The organism is Peribacillus sp. SIMBA_075 (assembly GCF_046534585.1).
Window position 1 is genome coordinate 1 of record NZ_JAWRYN010000994.1, and the last position, 257, is coordinate 257.

At 32.7% G+C, this 257-nt stretch carries 1 protein-coding gene; it reads right to left on the reverse strand.

Annotated elements, in window-relative coordinates; all coding sequences use genetic code 11:
* Positions 1 to 257, reverse strand: a 257-nt coding sequence (locus tag SB775_RS31260) for a hypothetical protein (protein WP_410865164.1), incomplete at both ends; no start/stop codon positions are given.

A 257-nucleotide genomic window follows, 5' to 3' on the forward strand; every position in this document is an offset into this window, starting at 1 on the left:
GGCCTTAATGTCTGTTAATTTCTTTTTACCATCTACTAAGCCTTTTGATGAATCTTCTAGTAGCTTTTTAACATCTGGAAGCTTTTTGTCTGCTTCTTTTAAAATTTGAGATGTGTTTTTAGACATACGTTTCGTACGTTCAATTGCTGTGTTAAAGTTTGGAACGATTTCTGAATCATATGTTGCTAAGAAATCACCTAATTGAGCTGAAGCATTTTTAGTTGCTTCATTAATACTTTCTACGACCTCTTTTGTAG